The 17030-nt window shown below is 41.2% G+C and carries 18 protein-coding genes; 12 read left to right on the top strand and 6 right to left on the bottom strand.

Translation table 11 applies throughout. The annotated features are described in order from the left end of the window. Nucleotides 1-217 precede the first annotated feature (217 nt). From EIP89_RS04610 to EIP89_RS04590, 5 genes are all read left to right on the top strand, one after another. Nucleotides 218-793: an adenylate kinase gene (locus tag EIP89_RS04610; protein WP_124397487.1), complete on the top strand. Its 576-nt coding sequence runs from the start codon at nt 218-220 to the stop codon at nt 791-793. Between the two features lie 70 nt (nt 794-863). After that, entirely contained in the window at nt 864-1565 is a 702-nt protein-coding gene (locus tag EIP89_RS04605) for a tetratricopeptide repeat protein (RefSeq protein WP_124397486.1), read from the top strand. A 6-nt stretch (nt 1566-1571) separates the two neighbouring features. Further along, complete coding sequence (ribH, locus tag EIP89_RS04600; RefSeq protein ID WP_124397485.1) at nt 1572-2057, top strand: 6,7-dimethyl-8-ribityllumazine synthase; 486 nt, start codon at nt 1572-1574, stop codon at nt 2055-2057. An 8-nt stretch (nt 2058-2065) separates the two neighbouring features. Further along, complete coding sequence (locus EIP89_RS04595) at nt 2066-2704, top strand: MarC family protein (RefSeq protein ID WP_124397484.1); 639 nt, start codon at nt 2066-2068, stop codon at nt 2702-2704. Nucleotides 2705-2767: 63 nt separating this feature from the next. After that, the gene (locus EIP89_RS04590) at nt 2768-4672 is read left to right on the top strand and encodes a T9SS-dependent choice-of-anchor J family protein (RefSeq protein WP_124397483.1); all 1905 of its coding nucleotides are present in this window, start codon (nt 2768-2770) and stop codon (nt 4670-4672) included. 46 nt (nt 4673-4718) lie between these two features. On the opposite strand, the gene EIP89_RS04585 is transcribed toward EIP89_RS04590, so the two are convergent. After that, on the bottom strand, nt 4719-5708 hold the full coding sequence (locus EIP89_RS04585; protein ID WP_124397482.1) for a hypothetical protein: 990 nt from the start codon (nt 5706-5708) through the stop codon (nt 4719-4721). A gap of 12 nt (nt 5709-5720) precedes the next feature. Between EIP89_RS04585 and EIP89_RS04580 the strand changes: the two genes are divergently transcribed. The 7 genes from EIP89_RS04580 (at nt 5721) to EIP89_RS04550 (ending at nt 14420) form a co-directional block, all read left to right on the top strand. Beyond that, the gene (locus tag EIP89_RS04580) at nt 5721-9023 is read left to right on the top strand and encodes a TonB-dependent receptor (protein WP_124397481.1); all 3303 of its coding nucleotides are present in this window, start codon (nt 5721-5723) and stop codon (nt 9021-9023) included. A 182-nt stretch (nt 9024-9205) separates the two neighbouring features. Further along, nucleotides 9206-9484 carry a co-chaperone GroES gene (locus tag EIP89_RS04575; RefSeq protein WP_124397480.1) on the top strand — a complete coding sequence of 93 codons (279 nt, stop codon included), beginning with the start codon at nt 9206-9208 and terminating at the stop codon, nt 9482-9484. Nucleotides 9485-9528: 44 nt separating this feature from the next. Continuing rightward, the gene (gene groL, locus EIP89_RS04570; RefSeq protein WP_124397479.1) at nt 9529-11157 is read left to right on the top strand and encodes a chaperonin GroEL; all 1629 of its coding nucleotides are present in this window, start codon (nt 9529-9531) and stop codon (nt 11155-11157) included. 181 nt (nt 11158-11338) lie between these two features. Continuing rightward, nucleotides 11339-11719, top strand: coding sequence for a RidA family protein (locus EIP89_RS04565; RefSeq protein ID WP_124397478.1), 381 nt, complete (start codon nt 11339-11341; stop codon nt 11717-11719). Between the two features lie 29 nt (nt 11720-11748). After that, a complete protein-coding gene (locus EIP89_RS04560; RefSeq protein ID WP_148086786.1) occupies nt 11749-12285 on the top strand; it encodes a hypothetical protein in 537 nt (178 codons plus the stop codon). 27 nt (nt 12286-12312) lie between these two features. Continuing rightward, nucleotides 12313-13320 (top strand): cold shock domain-containing protein, encoded by a 1008-nt coding sequence (locus tag EIP89_RS04555; protein WP_124397476.1) that lies wholly within the window; start codon nt 12313-12315, stop codon nt 13318-13320. A gap of 200 nt (nt 13321-13520) precedes the next feature. Beyond that, the gene (locus tag EIP89_RS04550; protein ID WP_124397475.1) at nt 13521-14420 is read left to right on the top strand and encodes a hydroxymethylglutaryl-CoA lyase; all 900 of its coding nucleotides are present in this window, start codon (nt 13521-13523) and stop codon (nt 14418-14420) included. A gap of 13 nt (nt 14421-14433) precedes the next feature. On the opposite strand, the gene EIP89_RS04545 is transcribed toward EIP89_RS04550, so the two are convergent. From EIP89_RS04545 to EIP89_RS04525, 5 genes are read right to left on the bottom strand one after another with little or no spacing between them, the layout of a single operon-like run. After that, nucleotides 14434-14817, bottom strand: coding sequence for a DUF202 domain-containing protein (locus EIP89_RS04545; RefSeq protein ID WP_124397474.1), 384 nt, complete (start codon nt 14815-14817; stop codon nt 14434-14436). Beyond that, on the bottom strand, nt 14814-15257 hold the full coding sequence (locus EIP89_RS04540) for a hypothetical protein (RefSeq protein ID WP_124397473.1): 444 nt from the start codon (nt 15255-15257) through the stop codon (nt 14814-14816). The genes EIP89_RS04545 and EIP89_RS04540 overlap by 4 nt, the downstream gene beginning before the upstream one ends. Next, nucleotides 15229-15480 (bottom strand): hypothetical protein, encoded by a 252-nt coding sequence (locus tag EIP89_RS04535; RefSeq protein WP_124397472.1) that lies wholly within the window; start codon nt 15478-15480, stop codon nt 15229-15231. The genes EIP89_RS04540 and EIP89_RS04535 overlap by 29 nt, the downstream gene beginning before the upstream one ends. A gap of 1 nt (nt 15481) precedes the next feature. After that, complete coding sequence (locus EIP89_RS04530; protein ID WP_124397471.1) at nt 15482-16618, bottom strand: COX15/CtaA family protein; 1137 nt, start codon at nt 16616-16618, stop codon at nt 15482-15484. Between the two features lie 3 nt (nt 16619-16621). Beyond that, nucleotides 16622-16981 carry a heavy-metal-associated domain-containing protein gene (locus tag EIP89_RS04525; protein WP_124397470.1) on the bottom strand — a complete coding sequence of 120 codons (360 nt, stop codon included), beginning with the start codon at nt 16979-16981 and terminating at the stop codon, nt 16622-16624. Nucleotides 16982-17030 lie beyond the last annotated feature (49 nt).

The raw sequence follows: 17030 nt of genomic DNA, 5'->3' as shown, positions 1-17030 counted from the left end.
GCCGGGTTGCTGTTTAAAGACTACTCGCCTCACTTAAAATGTCTATGATGGCTCTAATTTACTTCAATTAAGGGTTTTATCAAAATAAAAAAGAAGGCGTCCTTTACTTTTTGGACACCTTCTTTTTTATTTGCGGAGGTATTTTAGACACAGATCTTTTGTTAAAAGATATTACGCCAATATTTTTACCCGCTTTAAAGCGCAAACTATTTAATATATGCTAAACATTGTACTCTTTGGCCCCCCAGGTGCTGGTAAAGGCACTCAATCTCAGTTTCTTGTGGAGCGATTTGGATTGGTGCACCTATCTACAGGCGATATTTTCAGACGTAACATTAAAGAAGGCACCCAGTTAGGTCAGTTGGCTCAAAAATACATGAACGAGGGAAAGCTTGTGCCCGATGAAGTGACTATCAACATGCTTAAAGCGGAATTGGAAAAAATTTCAGAACCCAAAGGGTTTATTTTTGATGGCTTCCCTAGAACAGAAGCTCAGGCGCAAGCTCTTGAAAATCTTTTGGAAGCTATGAATACCGCGATTTCGGCAATGATAGCACTGGAAGTGCCTGAGGATGAGCTAAAGAAAAGATTGGCAGACCGTGCAAAAACCAGCGGAAGAGCGGATGATGCCGATCCAGCTGTGATTCAAAAGCGAATCGATGTGTACAACGCAGAAACACTGCCTGTAAAACACTATTATGAAAAGATAGGAAAGTATCGCGGAATAAATGGTGTCGGAACGATCGAAGAAGTCACCAAGCGATTGGTAGAAGTAATTAACACCTTACAGTAATTGCATTATCCGTTTCTCTATCTATTTTTGCCCGCCTTTTTGATGAATAATTAAATTTTTGATTTTTAGCATGTCAAAAAAAGAAATCGAACAAAAGCAAGACGAAGTAATCCTCGATGTAGGTACTACTCTTACTAAAGCCGAAGCATTTATTGAAAAAAACAAGAAAGCCATCACCTATGCACTATCAGGGCTCTTAGTTGGTGTAGCAGCTTATTTTGCTTTTACCTATTTGTATCTTGATCCTCTCGAAAAAGAAGCCCAAATAGAGCTTTATAAGGCACAAGAAAATATTGACAGAGATTCATTAAGACTGGCATTGAATGGCGATGGCAGCAGCATGGGCTTACTCGAGATAGCTGATGAATACGCATGGACAAAGGCCGGTAATCTCGCAAGATATTATGCAGGTGTATGCTATCTTCAACTAGGAGAGTATGAAGAAGCCATTCGCCAAATGGACAAATTCAGTACGAATGATCCGGTATTTGAAGTACTTGCCAATGGCGTAATTGCTGATGCCTTCCTCGAAATCGGTCAACCTAATGAGGCTTTGGAATATTACGATAAAGCTGTTCACGCTTCAAACAACGAGTTTGTTGTGCCATTCTATCTGAAAAAAGCAGGCATGCTGGCCGAAGATCAGAAAAAATGGAAAGACGCTCGCAAGTACTTCGAGCGCTTAAAAAACGAGTTTCCTAAGTCGCAGCATGCACTTGATGCTGATAAGTTTTTAGCTCGTATCGAAGCGAAGCAGTCTCAGAAAAACTAAAATTCGATGGCTACAGCCAATAAAAATTTATCGGAATACGACAAAAGCCGACTTCCGTCGGCTTTTTCATTTAGATTTGCTCTGGTGCGTGCTCAATGGAATGATCAAGTGACCAGTGGTCTTTACAAAGGAGCATACGACACTTTGATTGATCTGGGCGCTAAGCCCGAAAATATTGTAACTATTGAGGTGCCTGGCAGTATGGAGCTCATCTATGGATGCAGGCAAGCCGCTGCCATCGAACCAAAGGTAGATGCCATCATTGCTATAGGTTGTTTGGTAAAGGGCGAAACCATGCATTTTGAATTTGTAAGTATGGCTGTTTATCACGGTCTAAGTCAGTTGAATCTGACGCTGCAGGTGCCAGTAATTGCCTGTGTGCTCACAGACAACAACATTGAGCAAAGCTTGGCGCGGAGCGGGGGAGTGCATGGCAACAAGGGCGTAGAGGCTGCCGTAACAGCGTTGCTGATGTGCGGTCGAAAAGTATAAGATCTTGTATGGAAAACATAGTAAATTATGCCTTAGTAGCTTTTACATCCTTTTTTTCAGTAATGAACCCTGTGGGTGTAATGCCTCTTTTTTTGAGCATGACCGCTGGGTTAGAGTTGCAGCATCGCCGGCGTACAGCACTTAAAGCTTGCACCGTAGCTTTCATTACTTTGGTTATTTTTGGGTTGTTGGGTGAATTTATTTTCAATTTCTTTGGAATATCGGTAAATGGTCTTAGGGTTGTAGGTGGATTAATCTTCTTTAAAATGGGCAGCGAAATGCTTCAAGCTCAAGTTAGTAAAATGAAGTTGCCCGACGAAGAAGTGAAAAAATATGTAGGCGATATTTCGGTGACACCTTTAGCAATTCCTATGATTACCGGCCCGGGAGCCATCACCAATGCCATGCTGCTTATGCAAGATGCTGTGAATTTGAGCTTTAAAGCAGTGTTAGTGGGGGTAATGCTGGTTGTGTGTCTTATCATGCTTATTGCGTTGCTGTTTGCCAGTCGCATCATCAGCTTATTAGGAAGTACAGGTATTAATGTGCTTGTGCGGTTGATGGGTTTGATTGTTATGGTGGTAGCTATTGAATTTTTTATATCAGGACTCACGCCCATCGTAAGAAGTATGTTTTTGATTTATTAATATTTTGATGCTCAACAAGACACTTGAAAAACCTTTTACATTACATTAGCAAAAAATTGTTACATGAAAAAAAATGTACTCTTTTTAATTTTTGTCACCTTGTTAGGAACTTACAAGTCTACCTCACAGGTAATATTTTCTGAAAACTTTCAAAATGGAATGCCATCCACATTCATTTTGAGGAATTTGGATGGTCTTACTCCTGCCTCTCAGGTATCGTTTGTCAATCAGGCTTGGGTAGCTCGGCAGGAAACGGGCACCACGAATTTTATGGCCGTTAGTACTTCATGGTACAATCCTCCTGGTGTATCAAACGACTGGATGATTACACCCCCTATTACTGTGAATCAGGCTAATGCTTGGCTCACTTGGAGGGCTATGACACCTGATGCATCGTACAGAGATGGATATGAAGTACGCCTTTCGCCCAATGCTGATACTGCGATAAGTGCCTTTTCTGTGGTTTTGTTTTCAACAAATGCTGAGGAAGTAACTTGGACCAACCGTGCCGTAAGCCTTGCTAATTACAACAATCAAACGATTCGTATTGCTTTTAGAAACAACTCCAACGACAAGTTTCTCCTTTACATAGATGATATCGCTGTAGCTGCTTACAATCAAATAGATGTAGCCGGTAAGTCGCTCAATATGAATTCAATTATTGCCCCAGGCAATGTAACTATTTCAGGAGTACTTACCAATCTGGGGCAGACCATTACATCGATGACTATTAATTATCGCGTAAACAATGGGTCAGTGGTAAGCCAGGCGCTATCAAACCTGAATATTGCTCCTACACAAGATTACGCTTTCACCTTTACTCAGCAATGGAATGCTACAGTTGGCAATCATACCATTAGGGTATGGGCTACTAACATCAATGGTCAGAACGACCAGAATCCTGCAAACGATACTATTGTACAACAAATAACCGTTGCGAATGCGACGAATCGCATCCCTCTTCTTGAGCTTTTCAGTTCTTCTACCTGTCCGCCCTGTGCTCCTGCTAATGCCAACTTTAAAAACTTTATGAGCACTCAGCCGGCTGGTGAGTACAGCATTATTAAATACCAAATGAATTGGCCCGGAACAGGTGATCCATACTACACAGCCGAAGGGGGAGTTCGTCGCCAACTTTATGGCATCAATGCTGTACCGGCCATGAAAATCGATGGTCAATGGGATGGGCACCAAGGTCAATTAAATCAAACGATTCTCTCCTCTTTTAAAAACCAGCCTGCCTTCATAAAAATGCGTGCCGGTTACTCCCTTCAAGGCCAGCGTATCTACGGCGGTGTGGAAATCGAACCGCTTTTCAACCTGCCCGCCGGTCAAAGACTTTTCATCGCTGTCTATGAAACTGAGACGCAGCAAAACGCAAAATCTAATGGTGAAACTCGATTCTACGATATTTTCAAAAAGTTTGTACCTGATACGATCAATAACCAATTTGCAAATCCGGCTAATGGCATAGCGCTGCCAGCTATCAATGCCAATCAGAAATATATTGTGCCGTATACATATACCTTTAAAGGCACTTTTATACTGCCACCAAATGCTAATGTGCCAGTAAATCATGCTGTAGCACATACTGTAGAGAATTTTAATAACCTGAGGGTGGTGGCTTGGATTCAAGACATGAACAACAAAACTGTATGGCAAAGTACCATTGCTCAGCAAAATCTTTTTGTTGGGCTTTCGGAGCAGTCTGAAAACAATGTATTATCAAGGTTATATCCTAATCCCGCTAAGGATGTTGTGCGTATAGAAGTTACTTCTATCTCAGATTCAGAGACATATGTAGAGGTGATTTCAATTAATGGACAAAAGCTTTTTGAAAAGACCTTTAATTCTATTGAGAATGAGTTAATTGAATTAAACGTTAGCAATTTGCCTGAAGGCTTATATTTAGTGCGCATAAAAAGGGATGAACAGCTACAAACGCACAAGTTGAAGATTATCAGATAACTGAAGAAGTAAAATAGAGCCGGCCATATTGCCGGCTTTTTTATTTTTAAAGATTGGTAATCAGATTGATAGCATTGCTGTAATACCAACCGTCTATTCCTTTAAAAGTTTGAGGACGGGCGGCAGCACCATCACGCATTATAGTGATTCCATTTTCATACGATTCAAGTGTTACGATTTTAGAATACGGAATCTTTACACTCTTAGTAGGGCTATGGAAGTAAATGTTTTTGTCTGATAGTGCTAGAGTACCTGTGCCCACATATTCTTGATGTTCTGTCTTCACCGGGTGTCCGCGAAAGGCTCCTACTCTGTAATAAACCCCTTTTGCAATTCGAATGCTTACGCCTTGACTGGATCCTTTGTAAGTTGTTTTTACTTTTGTTTCAAAATAATCTACATTTTTAGAAGCGAATATAATTCGTTCATTCTTCTGAAGTAAGAAAGGTAAAGATTCGCTTATTAATGGGATTTCACCGATTTTTCCTGCTCTTAATTTTTGAAGAATATCTGCTTTCTGAAGATATTCTTTGAATAAAAAATAGAACTTTTGCAAATCGGGGTTAGATGCAAATACGTTAAACAAACCAATCAAATTCTTTTCTTCGTTTTCTGACAGAATGTGATCGTCGATGGAATATGTGAGTGCGTTTAGCAAACCTTCAGATACGATTTTATTTTTATCTGATTCAGAAATGAAACTAGTAGAACAGATGGTATTAACGTTTTGAGCTATTTGATTGGCGTCAATATTTTCTGAAAGCAGATTTTCAGGTTTTAATATGTTTTGAAGGGTAGTTAAACCTTGATGATGTATCTCGCGACATTGTTTGTGAGAAGATGAAAAAGAAAGTGTAAATTTTCCACAATACTTGCAAGCAAACATACTCTTTTTTGTTTGCAAAATAAGCGAATTAGAGTTTTTGTTACATAATTGTAAAGTTAATGTTACCTTGCGATTATTTTTTTCAACAAATGACAATATTTTTTTAATATCAACCTCTTTACAGAAAAATACTTTTGCCTCGCTAACCAAAACCAAACCGTTATGAAAAAATCAGTACAAATTCTCATCATGATGCTGATGGGTCTTTGGTCATTTGGCCAAATTACTTCGTCAGGCATCAGAGGTAGAATCACCGACACAAAAACTGGGGAGGCACTTCCTGGAGCTTCGATCGAAGCTATCCACATTCCTTCAGGTACGCGCTATTCAGCCGTAACGCTCGACAATGGTAACTACCAAATCAACAACATGCGTGTAGGTGGTCCTTACAAGATTGTTTATTCTTTTATAGGTTACCACACCAAGACTGTTGAAGGTATTTACCTTACGTTAGGTGTTCCGTCAGTACTCGATATTAAAATGGAAACTGTATCGCTCACCCTTCAAGAGGTAAACGTGTCATCCACTGTTGATCCTGTATTCAGCTCAGGTCGTACGGGTGCAGCTACATCAGTTGACAACAAAACCCTGAACTCTCTGCCAACTATTTCTAGAAGAATTGAAGATTTCACTCGTCTTACTCCTCAAGCTGGTCGTGGAAACTCTTTTGCAGGAGCTGACAACCGCTTGAACAACATTACTGTTGACGGTTCATATTTCAACAACTCTTTTGGTCTTGCCGGTCAGCCTGGTGATCGTACCGGTGTATCGCCCATCTCATTGGATGCGATTGACCAGATTCAAGTAAACATTGCTCCTTATGATGTAAGACAAGGACTCTTTACCGGAGCTACCGTAAATACTGTAACTCGTTCTGGTACAAACGAATTCCAGGGATCTGTATACCATTTCTTTAGAAACAACAACATGGTAGGCCGAAGAGCTAAAGGTCTCGACTTCAACCCAGGTCAGTTTACCTACGATCAATACGGAGCGCGCCTAGGAGGTCCGATTATTAAAGACAAATTGTTCTTTTTTGCTTCGTACGAATATGAAAAAACTACTGAGCCTGGAACTACTTTCCGTGCTAACAGGGGGAATGAAACTGTAGGTGGAAACGTTACACGTGTATTGGCATCAGATCTTGACTCCCTCAGCTCGTTTCTCTTCAACAGATTTGGATATGTTACCGGTCCATACGAGGGATATGACAACAATGTATTAGCTAACAAATTTTTGATCCGTTTAGACTACAACCTCGACAAGCGCAACAAGCTCTCTCTTCGCTATACACACCTTAATTCATATGCAGATATCCTTTTGTCTAACTCTTCATCTCTGGGATTCGGAAACAGAAGAAGCAACCTAACTGGTCTTAACTATAAGAATTCGAATTACCAGATTCAGGAAAACATTCGCTCAATCATAGGTGAATGGAACTCTCAGATTTCTAACAATATGACTAATCAATTGATCTTGGGTTACACTTTCCAGGATGAGAGCCGTGTGCCTGTAGGTCAGTTCTTCCCGATGGTTGACATCTTGAAAGACAATACCGTTTATACAACTTTCGGTTTCGAGCCCTTCTCACCCAACAACGAGCTGAGATACTCTACTTTTCAGCTACAAAACAACTTTAACATCTACAGCGGCCGCCATACGCATACGATGGGTATAAGCCTGGAGTACTATCAATCTGAAAACATTTTCTTCCCTGGTTCACAGAGTATCTACGTTTATAACAGTCTGGATGATTTTTATACCGATGCTCTCGACTATTTTAATAATCCCAACAGAACGACTTCACCCGTTTCATTAAGAAGATTTCAGGTTCGCTGGTCAAACATTTCTGGCCAGGATAAGCCAATTCAACCACTCAGAGTTACCCTTCCGGGTATTTATTATCAAGACAATATACAGATTACCAGCAAGTTTAACGTAATTGCCGGTATTCGTGTAGAGGCTCCTATTTTCGGAAATACAGGATACAAAAACCCAGAGGTTGATACCTTGAAGTTCAGAGATGAAAATGGAAACACCGTATCCTACAGTACTGACAAACTGCCCGATCCAAGACCGTTGATTTCTCCGCGTCTGGGCTTTAATCTGGCGATCGACGATGAAAGAACCCTTCAGCTGCGCGGTGGTTCAGGTGTATTCTCTGGTCGTCCGGCCTATGTATGGATTTCAAACCAAATTGGAAACAACGGTATCCTCACAGGATTTGAGCGCAGAGATAACACCAACATTCGTCCTTTCAATCCTGATCCTAATGCCTATAAGCCTACCAACGTGAGTGGTGCTCCAGCTTCGCAATACGAACTTGCCTTAACAGATCCGAACTTTGCTTTCCCACAAGTTTGGAGATCAAACTTGGCTATCGACTACAAGCTCCCGCTGGGTATGATAGCCACATTAGAAGGTATCTACAGCCAGGATGTAAACGGAATTTACTACATCAATGCCAACTTGGCACCGGCTGATTCCTTCTACACTGGCATCGACCCACGTCCACGCTGGACTTCAACTAATGCTACTCGTATCTACAGCAAGATTGATAACGCCATCGTTCTCAAAAATCAGAATGTAGGCTATTCATACAACCTTGCAGCTACCATTGAAAGACCTGCTCAGCAAGACGGAATCTACTTTAAGCTCGGCTATTCTTACGGTATTGCCCGCAATACTGTTGATCCAGGTTCTATCGCTTTCGGTTCATGGATCAATAACCCACACACTGGTGACCCCAATAATCCAGGTCTTGGATACTCTTTGAATACTCAGGGACACAGAGCTTTCGGAGCACTCTCTTACAACATCATGAGTGAGCGCACTTATAAGAACATGGGCAACAAGTTCTTCAGCAACTTTGGTAATACAACCATTTCGCTCTTCTACGACGGTTTCACTCAAGGTGTAGCCAGCTACACCTATAGCGGTGATATGAACGGCGATGGCGGTACATCGAACGACTTGATCTACATTCCAAAAGACATGTCTGAAATGAACTTTGAGCAATACAGCGTAACAATTAACAACCAGACCATCACCTTCACAGCCGATCAACAAAAAGAAGCATGGGAAAACTTCATTAATAGAGATCCCTACTTGAGCAAAAATCGCGGTAAGTATGCTGAAAGAAATGGTGCATGGCTGCCCATGGTACACAGAGTTGACTTCAGCATCGCTCAAGAGATCGGAGTGAAGTCAGGCAATAAGAGAAATTCTCTCCAGTTCCGTGTTGATATCTTGAATTTTACTAACTTCCTCAATTCAGATTGGGGTGTAGGTCGCAGATTTACTTCTACTCAGCCGCTCATCAACCGCGGAAGAGATGCCAACGGTCAGCACAGATATCGGCTCCTTAACCTACAAGGACAGCTGATTCAGGATCCTTATCAGTTCACCAACTTGGTACAAGATGTTTGGAGAATTCAAGTAGGTATTCGCTACAACTTCAATTAATTATCTAATTCCATATATCGAAACCCCGGTGTGTACCGGGGTTTTTTCTTTGGTGTCATTCTTTCAATTACTGCTGTCAAATTGACAAACGTCAGTGAACATATTGGCAGAAAACATTGCTTGGCATATAATTCGACTAATATAAGGCAAACAAAAAAGTACTAACTAAAACATAGATAGCTATGTCAGAAGTAAAAATTCGTCCATTAGCAGACAGAGTGCTCGTAGAACCGGCACCCGCTGAAACAAAAACCTCATCAGGTATCATCATTCCTGATACTGCTCAGGAGAAGCCTCAGCGCGGTAGAGTGGTAGCCGTAGGTAAGGGTAAAAAAGATGAGCCCATGACTGTAGCCGAAGGCGATATGGTGCTCTATGGCAAGTATGCCGGTACAGAGATCAAGATTGACGGAAAAGATTATCTCATCATGAGAGAATCTGACATTCTGGCAATCATCTAACTCTCAAACTAATCGACGAAGTCTAACCAAAAATCCTATCCAAAATGGCAAAAGAAATCAAATTTGACGTAGAAGCTCGTGAAAAGCTCAAAAAAGGTGTTGACGCCCTGGCTAACGCCGTTAAAGTAACTCTTGGTCCTCAAGGACGCAACGTGGTAATTCAAAAGTCTTTTGGTTCACCACACGTTACTAAAGATGGTGTAACTGTAGCTAAAGAGATCGAGCTAGAAGATAAAATTGAGAACCTCGGTGCTCAGATGGTTAAAGAAGTGGCCAGCAAAACTGCTGACATAGCCGGTGACGGTACTACTACTGCCACTGTACTTGCTCAAGCCATCATCACCCAGGGAATGAAAAACGTAGCTGCCGGTGCTAACCCCATGGACCTAAAGAGAGGTATCGATAAGGCAGTTTCTAAAGTAGTTGCTGAGCTCAAAAATCTGTCAGTAGCTGTAGGTGATAGCTACGATAAAATCGAGCAAGTTGCTACTATCTCTGCTAATAACGATAATGCCATCGGTAGCCTGATCGCCGAGGCAATGAAGAAGGTGAAGAAAGAAGGTGTAATCACCGTAGAAGAAGCCAAGGGTACCGAGACTACTGTAGAGGTAGTAGAAGGTATGCAATTCGACCGCGGCTACCTGTCACCTTACTTCGTAACTAACGCTGATAAGATGGTGGCTGAGCTCGAAAATGCCTTCATCTTGATTTACGACAAGAAGATCAGCTCAATGAAGGAGTTGCTCCCCATCCTCGAACCTGTTGCTCAGGGTGGTCGTCAGCTGCTCATCATTGCTGAAGATGTAGAAGGCGAAGCTCTTGCTACTCTAGTTGTTAACAAGATCCGCGGGGCTCTGAAGGTAGCTGCTGTTAAGGCTCCAGGCTTCGGCGACCGCAGAAAAGCTATGCTCGAAGATATTGCCATCCTTACAGGTGGTACAGTAATTTCTGAAGAGCGCGGATTCAAGCTTGAAAATGCTACCATCGACATGCTTGGTCGCGCTGAGAAGATCACTATCGATAAGGACAACACTACCATCGTAAATGGCGCTGGTAATCCTGAAGACATCAAGGCTCGTGTTAATCAAATCAAGGCTCAGATCGAAACTACTACAAGTGACTACGACAGAGAGAAGCTTCAGGAGCGCCTCGCTAAGCTGGCCGGTGGTGTAGCTGTACTCTATGTGGGTGCTGCTTCAGAAGTGGAAATGAAGGAGAAGAAAGACCGCGTTGAAGATGCCCTGGCTGCTACACGTGCTGCTATTGAAGAAGGTATCGTACCAGGTGGTGGTGTAGCTCTTGTACGCGCTAGCAAGGCTCTCGAAGGTCTGAAAGGCGACAACGAAGATGAAACGACTGGTATATCCATCATCGCCCGTGCTATTGAAGAGCCTCTCCGTCAGATCGTTGAAAACGCCGGTCTCGAAGGTAGCGTAGTGGTGCAAAAAGTAAAAGAGGGCAGCAACGACTTTGGTTTCAACGCCAAGACTGAGCGCTATGAAAACCTCTTCGAGTCTGGTATCATTGACCCGACTAAGGTGGTACGCGTAGCTCTCGAAAATGCTGCCTCTGTAGCTGGCATGCTCCTCACTACAGAAGCTACCATCACCGAACTCCCAAAGAAAGAAACCGCTCCAGCTATGCCAGGCGGTGGAATGGGTGACATGATGTAATCAAACCAACATACTTAATCCAAAAAAGCCTCCCATCTTTGGGAGGTTTTTTGTTTTCTGTAGATAAATCATTAAGTATTTAAAATTCGTACTTTCAAAACATACTTAAGGCCAAGTTTATAGGATTTCGATATCTCTGCTCGATTGATTATATAAACTCTACAATATATTTGCTTCGATTATGATAGAGCCAATCAACACACCTGACGCACCACAACCCATTGGCCCATACAACCAAGCCATCAAGGCAGGTGACTTTCTCTTTGTAAGTGGACAAATAGCCATAAATCCAGAAACAAATAAGTTGGTTGTAGGAGATATTACTGTTGAGGCGCGAATGGTATTTGAAAATATTTCTCAAATTCTTAATAAAGCTGGTTTGACCTTTTCGAATGTGGTAAAATCTACCATCTTTCTTAAGGATATGAGCACTTTTCCGATTGTTAATGAAATCTATAGTGAATATTTTAAGCAGCCTTATCCGACGCGTGAAACGGTTGAGGTCGCTCGTTTACCAAAAGGAGTTAATATTGAAGTTTCAGTAATAGCGTATTGTAAATAAATGTATGTAGAGGCTTGAAAAGATTGTTGTTGTTTTTTTGTGTTCTTACTTCACAAGTATTTGCTCAACAAAGAGATACCACCGACGAATACACCTTGCGCAGGGTTGAGGATTCCTACGAACGACGCATATCCAACTCTTCGGACGTTTGGGGCAATAAGCGCATTTTTTACGGTGGAAATGTAGGATTGGGATTTGGCAATTTCACAAATATTCTTCTAAATCCGCGCATAAATCTTTACGAGCCGACTACCAAATCAATCTTAGGAGCCGGTGTGATGTATCAGTACATCAACAATTTTGGAAACAAATTCAATATTGCTGGCATCAATTTGTTGGCTCATAAGCTCCTGTTTAATACTGCCTTTGTAGGTGTTGAGTCGGAAATGCTCTACATTTGGAATCGCACCGGAGGCATTTGGTCGTATCCTTTTATGGTCGGCGGTGGCTTTATCTCTGTCTCGCCTGGTGGGTTTTACAGTTTCGGATTATTTTATCCTATATACCAAGGTGTGAACCCAATTTATCCCAATACAATCATCTTTCGATTTAATTTCGGATTTTAATATGTTTAAATTTAAATTTTACAAAAAGTGAAAACACAGCGAATAGGCGTATTTATCGATGGTAATTATCTGAATCATGCAAGCAATTACTACAATTACACACATTCTAAACACAGACGTCTGCACCTGGGTGGATTGCATGATTTCGTAAGAAATTGGATTGCACAGTCTTTTGAAACTGATCGTCGTTTGGTTAAAGTAGTAGAATCGCATTACTTCCGCATTCGAATCAATGCTTTTGAAGCCAGCAATCGTGGCAATCAACTCTTCTACGATCGCCAGTTAGACGATATACTCTCTTACGAAAACATTCGCCCACACTACATCGTGTATCGCCAAAATGGCAGTGCTAGAAAAGAAACTCCTTCGATGGAGGCAAAGCTTTCTATCGAGGTGCTCGATGCCTGCTACAGCAATCGATTAGATGCCGTAGCCCTTTTTGTAAACGATGGAGCATATGCCGATGTAGCCATTAAGGTAGCTTCGCTGGGCATTCCCGTTTACCTCTTCCACTGGGAGTTTGAATACCAAAACGACGAAGGCAACGAAGTAGTAGTGCGCACATCGTATAACTTGCTCGAGGCTTGTTCGTACTCTGTAAACCTCAGTGATCTGATCGATAAGCAACGCACGCCAGACTACTGGCTCGACAAAATTTTTGTAAGCGAGCGCGAAACAAGTACTTCACAACAAACTTCAGACGACGACGATTATCTCGACGATGAACAAGAATCTAATTTTCAATATTCTGATTCTTTAGATAAAACTGACGCATTCGGAGATTTTGAGTTTGAAAAAAAGAGAATTAATTATTCAACTGGCAGCAGTTCAAACGTTTATGAAGGTGAAATCTTGACCTTGAAAAACGGATATGGATTTATTAAATATCCAAACAACAATCTCTTCTTTCACCATTCCGATGTTTTGAATGCAGACTTTCAAGAGCTTCAGCCAGGTGAGAAAGTGATGTTTTCAGTTGCCAAAAACGAACAAGGTCAAGATGTGGCCAAGGAGGTTAGAAAACTAACGTATTGAAAAGTTAGATAAATCGATAGAATAAAAAGGTGTCCTTATTAATTGTAGGGGCACCTTTTTTTTTTTTTTTTTTTAACGTAATTACGGACATATATAATGTTTTAATCACTTGATTAAAATGTGATACAGTAAATCAGGTCAATTTTGCTCCGATTTGTGTATTTTATTTGCACCAGGGGAAAACGATTTAGAGGAAAACTATGTATGACAGCCAACGGGATGCCGCAATTAGGCAAGTGTCTGATAAGGAGGAATTCATCATTGTAGAATGCCCTCGCGATGCCATGCAGGGCTTAAAAGAATTCATCGATACTAAGCGAAAAATTACCTATCTGAACTCGCTGCTAAAAGTAAATTTTCACACGTTAGATTTCGGCAGCTTTGTTTCGCCCAAAGCAATCCCGCAGATGCGCGATACGGCTGAGGTACTCAAAGGGCTTGACTTATCAAATACTAAAACGAAACTTCTCGTCATTGTAGCCAATGAGAGGGGAGGGGAGCAGGCATGTCAGTATCCCCAAATATCCTATTTAGGGTATCCCTTTTCAGTTTCTGAAGAATTTCAGAAACGAAATACCAACAAATCAATTGACGAGTCACTGAAACTCGTGGAAGAGCTTTATAAAATGTCAAAAAGTGTCGGTAAAGAACTGGTTGTCTACCTGTCGATGGGCTTCGGCAATCCGTATGGCGAAGAATGGAGCCCTGAGATTGTGCTGAAATGGAGTAAGGTGTTGGCAGACATGGGAATTCGGACCCTGAGCGTATCTGACACGGTAGGGATGGCTACAGTAGATTCCATTCGCCATATCTTTGAATTGCTGATTCCGTCACTGCCACACGTTACATTTGGGGCACACTTGCATACCTTACCCTATCAATGGTTTGAGAAGATCGATGCTGCTTACAAAGCCGGCTGTAGGCGTTTTGATGGTGCTATTCGAGGTTTCGGAGGGTGTCCGATGGCTAAAGATGAATTGACTGGGAATATGCCCACAGAAAAGCTGATCAGCTATATGCTCTCAGAGCAGTTGCCCAACAGCTTGAATCTTTTGGCTTTCGAAAGTGCGTATAACGAAGCGTTGAAAATTTTTAATTAAAGCTATCGAACGATTATTTTTTTATGAGTTTTATGGGAAATTTTTTGGTTCTTTTCTCTTTTTGAAGTATGCCATTTTCTACCCTTTCGCCTAGGTATTCCATTTTGTAATTTCCTATATGAATTTTGCTCTTTTCTATAAGTCTCTTTTGTACGAAAAAATTAATAATTCCAATCAAGAATAAAACGGAGGCAATGCTCAAAAATAATCCTTCAAAAAAGTGGCCTCCTTTTACTTCTAATACTTGATGAATGGTAAGCCCCGCTACTACAAAATAGAGCGAAGTGCGCAGAAAGGCCAAAAAAGTCGTTTGATTGGCCATTATGGTTCTTTGTAATGCAAGTTTTTCTCGTAAAACAAGGTCTTTATTAAATCGCTCAAATTGATTTTCGTTCATCGTTTAATGCTTTTTTGTTTGGAATTATCAATTACGGAATATTCATAAATTTTGATCAGAGTATTGCCGTGTTTTTGTCGTTCGGCAATGATGTAGGCATTGATTATGTCTCCGGATTTTACACCAGAAAAATGCTCTCGTAGAGCTCTAAATTTTAAATTATTGGAGGTGTTTTTGTGAGTAAATTCAAAAGAAGCCAGTTCTTCTTTTCCAATGGTAATGTGTGCACAATTTTTAGGTAAATAGCACTCTTTAATTTTTAAAATTTTTACGGATGCTAAATGATCGTCTTCGTTAAAGGGGTGTACCACTTGAAGCAGAGCTGAGAATGCTGTAGTAGTAGGTGCAGCACTTGTATTGCTAATTTTACACGTAGGCAGTAAACTTAAAAACGTCAGAATTATAGCTATTCTAAAGATTTTTGTATCGACGGACTGCATCGGAAAAATTTTGGTGCATTGTGTCAAAAACGGTTTTTACCTGCTTGAAAAATGCTTCATCAAGTAAAGCATTTATTCCCCCTTTCTCAGCTGATACCAATTCTTTGCTGAATTTGAAACACTGCTTCATGGGTCCGCCTTCGATCTCAATGTAGTAATGCAAGTCGTGAGAATAAACGCTGACTTTGAAGATCGGATGCGGAATAACCTCTACAAGTCGCATTTTATTTCTTTTCGCTTGTTATTTTATCAGTACTCTGTAATTCGCTGATGATACCTGAGTTTTGAAAAATGAAAATGGTATTAGTGGTGCTCGTTTCCAGATCAGAGACGCGCTCGATCATATGCATTAGCCAAAGGTAAAATTGTATGCCATACAGCAATGCGGCTAATATCATATGAACGGGCTGCGCTACGGCTGGTAAGGCGAAATAGGCCAAAACTACTCCTGCTAAAATTTCAGTTATCAATGTGGCCATCATGAAGTTGATTAATGTAAGTGGCTTTTTAAGCGATCGATTTCGCATAAAAATGAACCCATTAACCAGCAGAATAATGATCGAAAACGATCGATGTAGGTAGAATTTAAGACCAATGGTAGTAAGCCAGGTTTCACGGTTAAGGCCCATCAATTCTTTGTTGAGGTGATCTACTTGTTCGCGTACCTGGGTTCCTAAGACAATTTGAAGGACAGTGAGTAATACAGCAGCACCGAGCCAGTGTCTGAGCGAACGATCGAGGGTAAGGTCAGTTTTGAGCGTCTTTCGAGTAAAGAGCAAAAGTGCTAACAGCACAGATACAATAGAAAGCGCCCCAAGCATGTGAAGGGTAATGGAGTGAGGAATGAGATTTCCATCCACCACTTTTTTGCCAAGCCAGGCTACAAAGCCTAATAAAAATACACCAGTAAAAGCAAGTATTGGAATGATTTTCAGTCTTTTCCAAAAGCTTAAGGAAAGAAATGCTATCAACAGCATTGGAATGCCTGATAGTGCACCCAGCAGACGATTGAGGTACTCAATCCAGGTGTGTATAGGATTAAATATAGCATAATCGTGCACTGTGTACTTTTCCCAATCAGCTTCTTGGAATGTGGTGCCACTAGTGAAGGTCCGCCTTGCTCTGTAAAGGGCTTCATTGTGAACGATAAAAACACCCTTTTTGTACTGTTGATTCGGATGAAAGACGACCTCTTCCTTTTGTATGGGTGGAATGATGTATCCAAAGCACTTTGGCCAGTCAGGACAGCCCATGCCTGATCCGGTGGCGCGCACTATGCTGCCAGCTAAAATCACCAAGTAGATTAATACAAGTTCGATTACAATTAGGCGAACAAACCACCTGGCTCTTGATCGCATCATTACTTATAGTTTGGACACATCGAGTACTGTGGCAGAGTAGGTTCCGTTATTAATGTTGTTTATTACCTCTCTTACTTTATCTGCACTGGTTATGGATGAATCATACTCAAGGTAAGCAGAGTTTTGCTCAAAGTCGATATCAAATTTGGTAACACCTGCCATTTTTCGCACATTTTTCTCGATCAACTTCTTACAACCGACTTCACAGGTCATTCCTCGAATTTCGAGCTCGGCAGATGTATTGGCTACGGCTGATTTATTTACGTCTGTTTGAGGGCTGTCGACTTTGGTGCTGTCAGCAGATTGTGTGGAGCATGAAAAGGCAAAAAAGAGCACAGTTAGTATAAGAACTACCTTTTTCATAGGTTGCTAATGTTTTTGTACTACAAAAGTACAGCTAAGCTCTACTAAT

Origin of the sequence: Thermaurantimonas aggregans (assembly GCF_003851885.1) — a bacterium.
GTDB lineage: Bacteria > Bacteroidota > Bacteroidia > Flavobacteriales > Schleiferiaceae > Thermaurantimonas > Thermaurantimonas aggregans.
The sequence above is the reverse complement of the archived record's forward strand: the minus strand, read 5'-3'. Positions and strand labels throughout refer to the sequence as shown.

What these genes read in the sequence shown, in the direction of transcription:
- ribH (WP_124397485.1), top strand. Translation starts at nt 1,572, where the DNA reads ATGGCTACAGCCAATAAAAATTTATCGGAATACGACAAAAGCCGACTT.
- EIP89_RS04525 (WP_124397470.1), bottom strand. Translation starts at nt 16,981, where the DNA reads ATGAAAAAGGTAGTTCTTATACTAACTGTGCTCTTTTTTGCCTTTTCA.
- EIP89_RS04590 (WP_124397483.1), top strand. Translation starts at nt 2,768, where the DNA reads ATGAAAAAAAATGTACTCTTTTTAATTTTTGTCACCTTGTTAGGAACT.
- EIP89_RS04580 (WP_124397481.1), top strand. Translation starts at nt 5,721, where the DNA reads ATGAAAAAATCAGTACAAATTCTCATCATGATGCTGATGGGTCTTTGG.
- EIP89_RS04535 (WP_124397472.1), bottom strand. Translation starts at nt 15,480, where the DNA reads ATGCGACTTGTAGAGGTTATTCCGCATCCGATCTTCAAAGTCAGCGTT.
- EIP89_RS04605 (WP_124397486.1), top strand. Translation starts at nt 864, where the DNA reads ATGTCAAAAAAAGAAATCGAACAAAAGCAAGACGAAGTAATCCTCGAT.
- EIP89_RS04595 (WP_124397484.1), top strand. Translation starts at nt 2,066, where the DNA reads ATGGAAAACATAGTAAATTATGCCTTAGTAGCTTTTACATCCTTTTTT.
- EIP89_RS04575 (WP_124397480.1), top strand. Translation starts at nt 9,206, where the DNA reads ATGTCAGAAGTAAAAATTCGTCCATTAGCAGACAGAGTGCTCGTAGAA.
- EIP89_RS04610 (WP_124397487.1), top strand. Translation starts at nt 218, where the DNA reads ATGCTAAACATTGTACTCTTTGGCCCCCCAGGTGCTGGTAAAGGCACT.
- groL (WP_124397479.1), top strand. Translation starts at nt 9,529, where the DNA reads ATGGCAAAAGAAATCAAATTTGACGTAGAAGCTCGTGAAAAGCTCAAA.
- EIP89_RS04565 (WP_124397478.1), top strand. Translation starts at nt 11,339, where the DNA reads ATGATAGAGCCAATCAACACACCTGACGCACCACAACCCATTGGCCCA.
- EIP89_RS04540 (WP_124397473.1), bottom strand. Translation starts at nt 15,257, where the DNA reads ATGCAGTCCGTCGATACAAAAATCTTTAGAATAGCTATAATTCTGACG.
- EIP89_RS04530 (WP_124397471.1), bottom strand. Translation starts at nt 16,618, where the DNA reads ATGATGCGATCAAGAGCCAGGTGGTTTGTTCGCCTAATTGTAATCGAA.
- EIP89_RS04545 (WP_124397474.1), bottom strand. Translation starts at nt 14,817, where the DNA reads ATGAACGAAAATCAATTTGAGCGATTTAATAAAGACCTTGTTTTACGA.
- EIP89_RS04550 (WP_124397475.1), top strand. Translation starts at nt 13,521, where the DNA reads ATGTATGACAGCCAACGGGATGCCGCAATTAGGCAAGTGTCTGATAAG.